This is a genomic window from Prescottella sp. D32, assembly GCF_037287305.1.
Classification (GTDB): domain Bacteria; phylum Actinomycetota; class Actinomycetes; order Mycobacteriales; family Mycobacteriaceae; genus Prescottella; species Prescottella equi.
Genome location: NZ_JARBSW010000001.1, coordinates 2,070,924 through 2,080,085 on the forward strand (window position 1 = coordinate 2,070,924; position 9,162 = coordinate 2,080,085).

At 67.5% G+C, this 9,162-nt stretch carries 8 protein-coding genes and 2 tRNA genes; 7 read left to right on the forward strand and 3 right to left on the reverse strand.

Translation table 11 applies throughout. From position 1 onward, the window contains the following. The first annotated feature begins 1 nt into the window (after window position 1). Complete coding sequence (locus PSS76_RS09525) at window positions 2–799, forward strand: Fpg/Nei family DNA glycosylase (RefSeq protein ID WP_013416515.1); 798 nt, start codon at window positions 2–4, stop codon at window positions 797–799. Here the strand turns inward: PSS76_RS09525 and PSS76_RS09530 are convergent. Then, on the reverse strand, window positions 796–1,620 hold the full coding sequence (locus PSS76_RS09530) for a DUF1542 domain-containing protein (protein WP_337456135.1): 825 nt from the start codon (window positions 1,618–1,620) through the stop codon (window positions 796–798). The genes PSS76_RS09525 and PSS76_RS09530 overlap by 4 nt on opposite strands. A 104-nt stretch (window positions 1,621–1,724) precedes the next feature. On the opposite strand from PSS76_RS09530, the gene dinB reads away from it, so the two are divergent. Next, window positions 1,725–2,981 carry a DNA polymerase IV gene (gene dinB / locus PSS76_RS09535; protein WP_013416513.1) on the forward strand — a complete coding sequence of 419 codons (1,257 nt, stop codon included), beginning with the start codon at window positions 1,725–1,727 and terminating at the stop codon, window positions 2,979–2,981. A 17-nt stretch (window positions 2,982–2,998) separates the two neighbouring features. Here dinB and PSS76_RS09540 read toward each other — a convergent pair whose 3' ends face one another. Next, on the reverse strand, window positions 2,999–4,132 hold the full coding sequence (locus PSS76_RS09540) for a nitronate monooxygenase (protein WP_005512228.1): 1,134 nt from the start codon (window positions 4,130–4,132) through the stop codon (window positions 2,999–3,001). Window positions 4,133–4,330: 198 nt separating this feature from the next. Next, a tRNA-Gly gene (locus tag PSS76_RS09545) sits at window positions 4,331–4,401 on the reverse strand. 139 nt (window positions 4,402–4,540) lie between these two features. On the opposite strand from PSS76_RS09545, the gene PSS76_RS09550 reads away from it, so the two are divergent. The 5 genes from PSS76_RS09550 (at window position 4,541) to clpX (ending at window position 9,097) form a co-directional block, all read left to right on the forward strand. Then, window positions 4,541–4,617 (forward strand) — tRNA-Pro (locus PSS76_RS09550). A gap of 83 nt (window positions 4,618–4,700) precedes the next feature. Further along, entirely contained in the window at window positions 4,701–6,071 is a 1,371-nt protein-coding gene (tig, locus tag PSS76_RS09555; protein ID WP_064078590.1) for a trigger factor, read from the forward strand. Between the two features lie 130 nt (window positions 6,072–6,201). Further along, a complete protein-coding gene (locus PSS76_RS09560) occupies window positions 6,202–6,810 on the forward strand; it encodes an ATP-dependent Clp protease proteolytic subunit (protein ID WP_013416512.1) in 609 nt (202 codons plus the stop codon). 49 nt (window positions 6,811–6,859) lie between these two features. Continuing rightward, entirely contained in the window at window positions 6,860–7,531 is a 672-nt protein-coding gene (locus tag PSS76_RS09565) for an ATP-dependent Clp protease proteolytic subunit (protein WP_005512232.1), read from the forward strand. A 288-nt stretch (window positions 7,532–7,819) separates the two neighbouring features. Further along, a complete protein-coding gene (gene clpX / locus PSS76_RS09570) occupies window positions 7,820–9,097 on the forward strand; it encodes an ATP-dependent Clp protease ATP-binding subunit ClpX (protein ID WP_005512233.1) in 1,278 nt (425 codons plus the stop codon). Window positions 9,098–9,162 lie beyond the last annotated feature (65 nt).

The window sequence follows — 9,162 nt, forward strand, 5'->3', positions numbered from 1 at the left end:
GTTGCCCGAGGGACACACCCTGCACCGTCTCGCGCGGCTGCATCAGCGGCGCTTCGCGGGATCACCGGTGCGGGTGTCGAGCCCCCAGGGTCGTTTCGCCGAGGACGCGGCCCTGATCGACGGTCGCGTCCTCGTCCGTTCCGACGCGTGGGGCAAGCACCTGTGGCACCACTACGAGAACGGCCTCGTGGTGCACGTCCACCTCGGCCTGTACGGAAAGTTCACCGAGTCGCCGCTCCCGCTCGAACCGCCCGTGGGACAGGTGCGGATGCGGATGGCGGGCACCGAATTCGGTACCGACCTGCGCGGGCCCACCGCGTGCGAGGTGCTGCACGAGCCGCAGGTGGCCGCTATCGAGGCCCGCCTCGGTCCCGATCCGCTTCGTGCGGACGCCGACCCGGACCGAGCGTGGGCGCGAATCTCGAAGTCGCAGACGCCGATCGGGGCGTTGCTCATGGATCAGGCCGTCCTGGCCGGCGTCGGCAACGTCTACCGCGCCGAAATCCTGTTCCGGCACGGCATTCATCCCGAACGCCCCGGCAAGAACGTCAGCCGCGCCGAATTCGACGCGATGTGGGCCGACCTCGTCGACCTGATGAACGTCGGGGTGCGCCGCGGCAAGATGCACGTCGTGCGGCCCGAGGACGACCACGGCGACCCGTCGTACGCGAAGGATCGGCCGCGCACCTACACCTACCGCAGAGCAGGATCGGCGTGCCGCATCTGCGGCACGCCGATCGCTCACGCTGTCATGAAGGGGCGCAACCTGTTCTGGTGCCCCGGTTGTCAGGTCGACTAGAAGTCGAAGCCTCCGAAGTCCCCGCCGCCGAAGTCGCCGCCGCCGAAGTCCCCGCCGCCGAAGTCGCCGCCGTCGCCCATGGCGCCGTAGTCGGTGTCCCCGCCGCCGAAGTCGCCGTCACCGGTGTCACCTCCGGCGTCACCGCCGTCGACACCAGCGTCTCCACCGTCGCCGCCCTCACCGGCACCGCTTTCGAAAGCCTGCGCGTCGTAGGGGACACCGGCCATGCCCGAGAACATCGCGGAGAACAGGAACATCGATCCGATACCCCACGCGCCGGCGACGAGGGCCGGCTTCCACCACGGCTCGGAGTACCAGCCGGCCGGCACCGGGCGTCCGGCGACGCGGCCGCCGGGGTAGTAGTTGGGCGTGCGTGACGACGGGTTGGGCGATGCCGCGACCTGACGGCCCTCGAACTCGATCTCGCGATCCTCGGTGACCGAACCGGCCGACTTCTGGCCGTCGATGCTCGGCACCTCGGGGCCCGGGTCCATGCCCATCGCCGTGCGTGCCGCGCGGATGTAGTACAGACCCTCGAGTGCGGTCTGCTTCGCGAGACGCGCCTGCACCGGCGTGGTCGCCTGCTCGATCTGCGAACCGGCGGCGGTGTACCGCTCGGATGCGTCGGCGAGCGCCTGCTTGGAGGCCTCGTCGCTGCCGACGAGGTTGTAGACCTGGCCACCCAATCGCTCGATCACCTGGCGTGCGTCCGCCTTGGCGTCTTCGAGTTGGTTCGCCGAGTGGCCCTTGTTCTTGTTCTGGCTCTTCATGACCAGAAAGACGACGGCGCCGAGTACGGCGACGATGAGAAGGAGTTCCACGGGGTGCCTTCCGGAGGCGACAAATCGGACAACATCCAGGATACCGGGACCGGGTGACCTGCGACTCGGACACCGATCGTCTTGTCGGTGGCGCATGCGAACATATGTTCGTGTCCGACGGTGTGTGCGATCCCGAGGCCGCGGTGCGTGCCGAGGCGACGATTCTGCATGCCGATCTCGACGCGTTCTACGCGTCCGTCGAGCAGCGGGACGACCCGCGCCTGCGCGGGCGCCCGGTGATCGTGGGCGGGGGAGTGGTCCTCGCCGCCAGCTACGAGGCGAAGGCGCGTGGGGTGCGGACGGCGACCAGTGGAGCGCTGGCCCGGCGCCTGTGCCCGGACGCGATCGTCGTGCCACCGCGGATGTCCGCGTATGCCGAGGCCAGCAGGGCCGTCTTCGAGGTGTTCCGCCGCACGACGCCGCTCGTCGAGGGGATTTCCATCGACGAGGCCTTTCTCGACGTCGGCGGTTTGCGGCGGATCTCCGGGAGTCCCGTGCGGATTGCGGAACGATTGCGGCGCAACGTGCGGGAGCAGGTGGGCCTGCCGATCACTGTGGGTGTGGCCCGCACCAAGTTCCTCGCGAAGGTGGCCAGCGCGGTCGGCAAGCCCGACGGGCTGCTGGTGGTGCCACCGGACCGGGAGATCGAGTTCCTCCACCCGCTGCCTGTCGAGCGGCTCTGGGGCGTGGGAAAGGTCACTTCCCGCAAGCTGCACGACTACGGTGTCCGGACCGTCGCGGAACTGGCGGCGCTGTCCGAACGCGAGCTGTCGACGGTGGTGGGGCCGGGGTCGGCCAGGCACCTGCACGCCCTGGCGTGGGCCCGCGACCCGCGGCGAGTGCAGACCGGCCGCCGCCGCCGGTCCATCGGCGCGCAGCACGCCCTCAGCCGGCGGCAACGGAGCTTCGCGGAGGTCGAGTCCACGGCCGCGGCGCTGGTGGATCGGGTCGTGCGCAGACTGCGCGCGGCCGGGTGGGTGTGCCGCACGGTCGTGCTCCGGATGCGGTTCGCTGACTTCGAACGCGCCACTCGATCGGTCACGCTCGGTGAGGCGTCGGCCCGGACGGAGGTCGTGCTGGCCGCCGTGCGGGCACTGCTCGTCGAATCACATCCGCTCATCGCCGAGCGCGGGCTCACGCTCGTGGGCGTTGCGTTGACCAATCTCGACAGAGAAGGCGCCGAGCAGCTGGCCCTACCGTTCGAGCCGGACACCGGGCCTCCGGTGACGGAGACCGACGGGGTCCGGCTCGATACTGCGCTCGATGCGGTGCGGGCCAAGTTCGGGTCGGTCGCGGTGACGCGCGCCGCACTCCTCGGTCGCGACCGAGGAGTGAGCGTCCCGATGCTGCCCGACGAGTGACCGCGGTGAGACGTCCGTCAGGCTTCGGCGGCGGCGTTCAGCTGCTCGAGTGTGCCGGTCGCCTCCAGGTACTCCTGCACCCACCGCTCGATGACCGCCGACGTCTTCTCGACCTTGGTGAACTGGCCGACGACCTGGCCCACCGGGTTGAACGCGACGTCGATGGTCTCGTCCGGGTACTTGTGGGTGGCGGCGACGGCCATACCGGACACCATGTACTGCAGCGGCATCCCGAGCGGCTCGGGGTTGCCTTCCTGCTCCCACGCCTCGGTCCAGTCGTTGCGCAGCATCCGGCACGGCTTGCCGGTGAAGGAGCGGCTGCGAACGGTGTCGCGGCTGCTCGCATTCGCGTACGCGGCCTGCTGGACGGGAGTGTTCTCGGCCTCCTCGACCATCAGCCACTGCGAGCCCGACCACGCGCCCTGGGCGCCCAGCGCGAGCGCTGCCGCGATCTGCTGGCCACTGCCGATACCACCGGCCGCCAGCACGGGGACGGGTGCGACCTCCTTGACGACCTGCGGCCACAGGACGATCGAGCCCACCTCGCCGCAGTGCCCGCCACCCTCGCCGCCCTGGGCGATGATGATGTCGACGCCCGCATCGGCATGCTTGCGCGCCTGGTAAGGCGAGCCGCACAGGGCCGCGACCTTGCGTCCGGCCGCGTGGATGTGGTCGATCATGTCGGCCGGCGGGGTGCCGAGTGCGTTGGCGATGAGGGTCACCTTGGGGTGCTGCAGAGCCACCTCGACCTGAGGTGTCGCGGTCGCCTCGGTCCAGCCGAGCAGCTGCAACGCGTTGTCGTTGCCGTCCTCGGGGAGGGGCACGCCGTGGTCGGTGAGGATCTTGCGTCCGAAGTCCAAGGTGGCCTGCGGAACCATCGACTGGAGCATCTTCGTCAGCTCGTCGGCCGACAGGTTCGAGTCCATGCCCTCGTACTTGTTCGGAATGACGATGTCGACGCCGTACGGGCGGTCGCCGATGTGTTCGTCGATCCACTTGAGCTCGATCTCGAGTTCTTCGGGGGTGAAGCCCACGGCGCCGAGGACGCCGAAACCGCCGGCCTTGCTGACAGCGACCACGACATCGCGGCAATGCGTGAACGCGAAGATCGGGAACTCGATGCCGAGTTCGTCGCAGAGGGGGGTGTGCATCCGGCACTCCTTCGCTGGCCTGAAATCTGTAACAGGTTCCAACTTAGGATGGCCTGGTCGCGTGGGGTGGCGATTCGCGCGAAACAGGCACCGGCTTGCCTGTGTGACAAGCGTCACTCGGCGGGGCGGAAGCTGGTGGAGAAACGACAAAACCCCCGTCCCGGACGTAATCGCCGGGCGGGGGTTTCCTCCTCGCGGAGGGGATGACGGGAATCGAACCCGCGTAATCAGTTTGGAAGACTGAGGCTCTACCATTGAGCTACATCCCCGTGCATACGACATTAGTGGGATCGCCAGCGATGCCGTGTGCGAGATGGAACTGTACCTACCTCGCTTTGGATTTCCTAATCGGGGGGCCGTAGGATTCTGCCTCGGGTCCTCGCAAGGTTGGTGAGGTCCTGTTTCGGACGGGATGTGGCGCAGCTTGGTAGCGCATCCGCTTTGGGAGCGGAGGGTCGCAGGTTCAAATCCTGTCATCCCGACCACGTGTGCGTCAGTGTCGCGAGCGCGGCGCCGACGCACGACATAGAGCAACGAAGAGCATCACCACTACGAAGGAGCCAGATCCGTGAAGAGCACCGTCGAGCAGCTCAGCCCGACGCGAGTCCGTATCAACGTTGAGGTGCCCTTCGAGGAGCTCAAGCCTGATTTCGACAAGGCCTACAAGGCGCTCGCGCAGCAGATCCGTCTCCCCGGCTTCCGTCCGGGCAAGGCTCCGGCCAAGCTGCTCGAGGCCCGCGTCGGCCGCGGCGCCGTGCTGGAGCAGGTCGTCAACGACGCACTGCCGGCCCGCTACTCGGAGGCCGTCTCGGCCTCGGACGTGAAGGTCATCGGCCAGCCGGAGATCGACATCACCAAGCTCGAGGACGGCCAGGAGCTCGTCTTCACCGCCGAGGTCGACGTCCGACCCGAGATCACTCTCCCCGATTTCTCCACCGTCGCCGTCACCGTCGACCCCATCGAGGTCACCGAGGAGGCGGTTGCCGAGCAGCTGCTGTCGCTGCGTCAGCGCTTCGGAACCCTCAAGGGTGTCGAGCGTGAGGTCCAGGACGGCGACTTCGTGTCGATCGACCTGTCCGCCACCGTCGACGGCGAGGCCGTCCCGGAGGCCACCGCTTCGGGTCTGTCCCACGAGGTCGGTTCCGGCCAGCTGATCGAGGGCCTGGACGAGGCCATCATCGGCGTCAAGGCGGGCGAGTCCAAGGACTTCACCTCCAAGCTGGTGGCCGGCGACTTCGCCGGTCAGGAGGCCGTCATCACGGTCACCGTCAACTCGGTCAAGGAGCGCGAGCTGCCCGAGGCCGACGACGAGTTCGCCCAGATGGCAAGCGAGTTCGACACCCTCGCCGACCTCGAGGCCGACCTGCGTGAGCGCGTCGCCCGTGTCCGCAAGGTCGAGCAGGCCGGTCAGATCCGCGACAAGGTGCTCGAGTCGCTGCTGGAGACCGTCGAGGTCCCGCTGCCCGAGGCCGTCGTCAAGGCCGAGGTCGACGCTGCGCTGCACGACGCCATCCACGGCCTCGACCACAGCGAGGAGAAGCTGAACGAGCTCCTCGAGGCGCAGGGCACCACGCGCGAGCAGTTCGACGCGGACGCCAAGGAGGCCGCCGAGCGCTCGGTGAAGACCCAGCTGCTGCTCGATGCGATCGCCGACGCCGCCGGCACCACGGTCGGCCAGGACGAGCTCACCGAGCGCATCCTGTTCCAGGCGCAGCGTTACGGCATGGCGCCGGAGCAGTTCATCCAGCAGATCCAGCAGGCCAACCAGCTCGGTGCAGTCTTCGCGGACGTGCGCCGTGGCAAGGCTCTCGCGGGTGTCGTCGACGCCGCGACGGTCACCGACACCGCCGGTGAGACCATCGACACCGCCGAGATGTTCGGCACCGCGGAGCCGGCCGCCGACGAGGCCGAGGACGATGAGGCGGCAGAGCAGAAGTAATCCTTCTGCCCGCCGGACGGCGAGCTAGTTTTCCGCTTTCAGCGAAGTAGGGCGGCACCGGGACTCCGGTGCCGCCCTACTTCGTTAGTGTCTGTGTCAGGAACCAACGACTTATCAGAAGGCAGGTACCGTGACTTACCAGAATCCCGCCATGACTTCAGCCACCTCCGGCCTGAATCTCAGCGACTCGGTGTACGAACGCCTGCTTCGCGAGCGCATCATCTTCCTCGGTACGCAGGTGGACGACGACATCGCGAACAAGCTGTGCGCCCAGATCCTGCTGCTGTCGGCCGAGGACCCCACACGGGACATCAACCTGTACATCAACTCGCCGGGTGGTTCGGTCACGGCGGGCATGGCGATCTACGACACCATGCAGTTCGCCGAGTGCGACGTCGCGACCTTCGGTATGGGTCTGGCCGCCTCGATGGGGCAGTTCCTGCTGTCGGCCGGCACCAAGGGCAAGCGGTACGCCCTGCCGCACGCGCGGATCATGATGCACCAGCCGTCCGCCGGTATCGGTGGCACGGCGTCGGACATCGCGATCATGGCCGAGCAGTTCGCGCACACCAAGCGTGAGATGGCCGAGCTCATCGCGGAGCACACCGGTCAGACCGTCGAGCAGATCACCGCCGACTCGGACCGCGACCGTTGGTTCACCGCGAAGGAAGCGCTCGAGTACGGCTTCGTCGACCACGTCGTCACCCGCGCGCGGCAGGCGGGCGGCGCGGGCAACTAGTGCCGCGACCCGAACCCTTCCTTCCGCTCCCATCATCCTTGGAGAACTGATGACCAACCTGTTCGATCCCCGTGCCGCCCACGCACTCGGTGGCCAGGCCCCGTCCGGTGCACAGTCGCGCTACATCCTTCCGTCGTTCATCGAGCACTCCAGCTACGGCGTCAAGGAGTCGAACCCGTACAACAAGCTGTTCGAGGAGCGCATCATCTTCCTCGGCGTGCAGGTGGACGACGCGTCGGCCAACGACGTCATGGCCCAGCTGCTGGTGCTCGAGTCGCTCGACCCCGACCGTGACATCACGATGTACATCAACTCGCCCGGCGGCTCGTTCACGTCGCTGATGGCGATCTACGACACGATGCAGTACGTCCGCGCCGACATCACCACGGTGTGCCTCGGCCAGGCCGCGTCGGCCGCGGCGGTGCTGCTCGCGGCGGGCACCCCCGGCAAGCGGCTCGCGCTGCCGAACGCGCGCGTGCTGATCCACCAGCCGGCCACCGGCGGCATCCAGGGTCAGGTGTCGGACCTCGAGATCCAGGCCGCGGAGATCGAGCGCATGCGTCGTCTCATGGAGACCACGCTCGGCAAGCACACCGGCAAGGATCCCGACGTGATCCGCAAGGACACCGATCGCGACAAGATCCTCACCGCCGAGGAGGCGAAGGAGTACGGCATCATCGACGACGTGCTCCAGTACCGGAAGCTCTCGGCGCAGAAGTGATGCGGGGCATCCCGGTTCGTCGACACGCCCGAGGGGCGGGTTGCGGCGGACCGGGACGCCACCCCGTCAAGCTGGGCAGTCCGCGCACGACGTCGGCCTGATTTTCGCGCCGAGCGCCCGTGTCGCGGGGGAATCACCGCTCTATTGGTCGACCTCGTTCGCGAACTGCGGGTACGGTCACACCAGGGGCCTTCGATCCGGATTCGGGGTTCGCATCGGCCGCACCGCGGCGGTGGGGGACCGGGTGAGGATGCTCGCACGTAGACAAGGAAGTAGGGACCTTACGAGATGGCACGCATCGGTGACGGCGGCGATCTGCTCAAGTGCTCTTTCTGCGGTAAGAGCCAGAAGCAGGTCAAGAAGCTCATTGCGGGACCCGGGGTCTACATTTGCGACGAATGCATCGATCTCTGTAACGAGATCATCGAGGAAGAGCTGGCGGAGTCGAGCGAGGTCAAGCTCGACGAGCTGCCGAAGCCCGCGGAGATCCGCGAGTTCCTCGAGAACTATGTGATCGGCCAGGATTCGGCGAAGCGGACCCTGGCGGTCGCGGTGTACAACCACTACAAGCGCATCCAGGCCGGCGACCGGGGCCGCGACGCCCGCGGGGAGACGGTCGAACTCGCGAAGTCGAACATTCTGATGCTCGGCCCCACCGGGTGTGGCAAGACCTACCTGGCGCAGACGCTCGCGAAGATGCTCAACGTCCCCTTCGCGATCGCGGACGCCACCGCGCTCACCGAGGCCGGCTACGTCGGCGAGGACGTCGAGAACATCCTGCTGAAGCTGATCCAGGCCGCCGACTACGACGTCAAGCGCGCCGAGACCGGCATCATCTACATCGACGAGGTCGACAAGATCGCCCGCAAGAGCGAGAACCCGTCGATCACCCGCGACGTCTCCGGTGAGGGTGTGCAGCAGGCGCTGCTGAAGATCCTCGAGGGCACGCAGGCAAGTGTTCCTCCGCAGGGTGGGCGGAAGCATCCGCATCAGGAGTTCATCCAGATCGACACGACGAACGTGCTGTTCATCGTCGCCGGCGCCTTCGCCGGTCTCGAGAAGATCGTGTCGGATCGGGTGGGCAAGCGCGGCATCGGTTTCGGCGCGGAGGTCCGGTCCAAGGCCGAGATCGACACGCAGGACCACTTCGCGGAGGTCATGCCGGAGGATCTGATCAAGTTCGGTCTGATTCCGGAGTTCATCGGCCGTCTGCCCGTCGTCGCGTCGGTGACCAACCTCGACAAGGATTCGCTCGTCACGATCCTCTCCGAGCCGAAGAACGCTCTCGTGAAGCAGTACACGCGGCTGTTCGACATGGACGGGGTGGAGTTGGAGTTCTCGGCGGACGCCCTCGAGGCGATCGCGGACCAGGCGATCCATCGCGGTACCGGCGCACGTGGCCTGCGGGCGATCATGGAGGAAGTCCTCCTGCCGGTGATGTACGACATCCCCAGTCGCGACGACGTCGCGAAGGTGGTCGTGACCGCGGAGACGGTGAACGACAACGTGCTCCCGACGATCGTGCCCCGCAAGCCGGAACGCGAGCGCCGCGACAAGAGCGCGTAGGAGGGGTAGGACCTCGTGGAGGGGCCCGGGTGCCCTCGGCCCCCGGGCCCCGCTGGCGGGTCAGG

What these genes read in the sequence shown, in the direction of transcription:
- dinB (WP_013416513.1), top strand. Translation starts at nt 1,725, where the DNA reads ATGTTCGTGTCCGACGGTGTGTGCGATCCCGAGGCCGCGGTGCGTGCC.
- PSS76_RS09540 (WP_005512228.1), bottom strand. Translation starts at nt 4,132, where the DNA reads ATGCACACCCCCCTCTGCGACGAACTCGGCATCGAGTTCCCGATCTTC.
- PSS76_RS09565 (WP_005512232.1), top strand. Translation starts at nt 6,860, where the DNA reads ATGACCAACCTGTTCGATCCCCGTGCCGCCCACGCACTCGGTGGCCAG.
- clpX (WP_005512233.1), top strand. Translation starts at nt 7,820, where the DNA reads ATGGCACGCATCGGTGACGGCGGCGATCTGCTCAAGTGCTCTTTCTGC.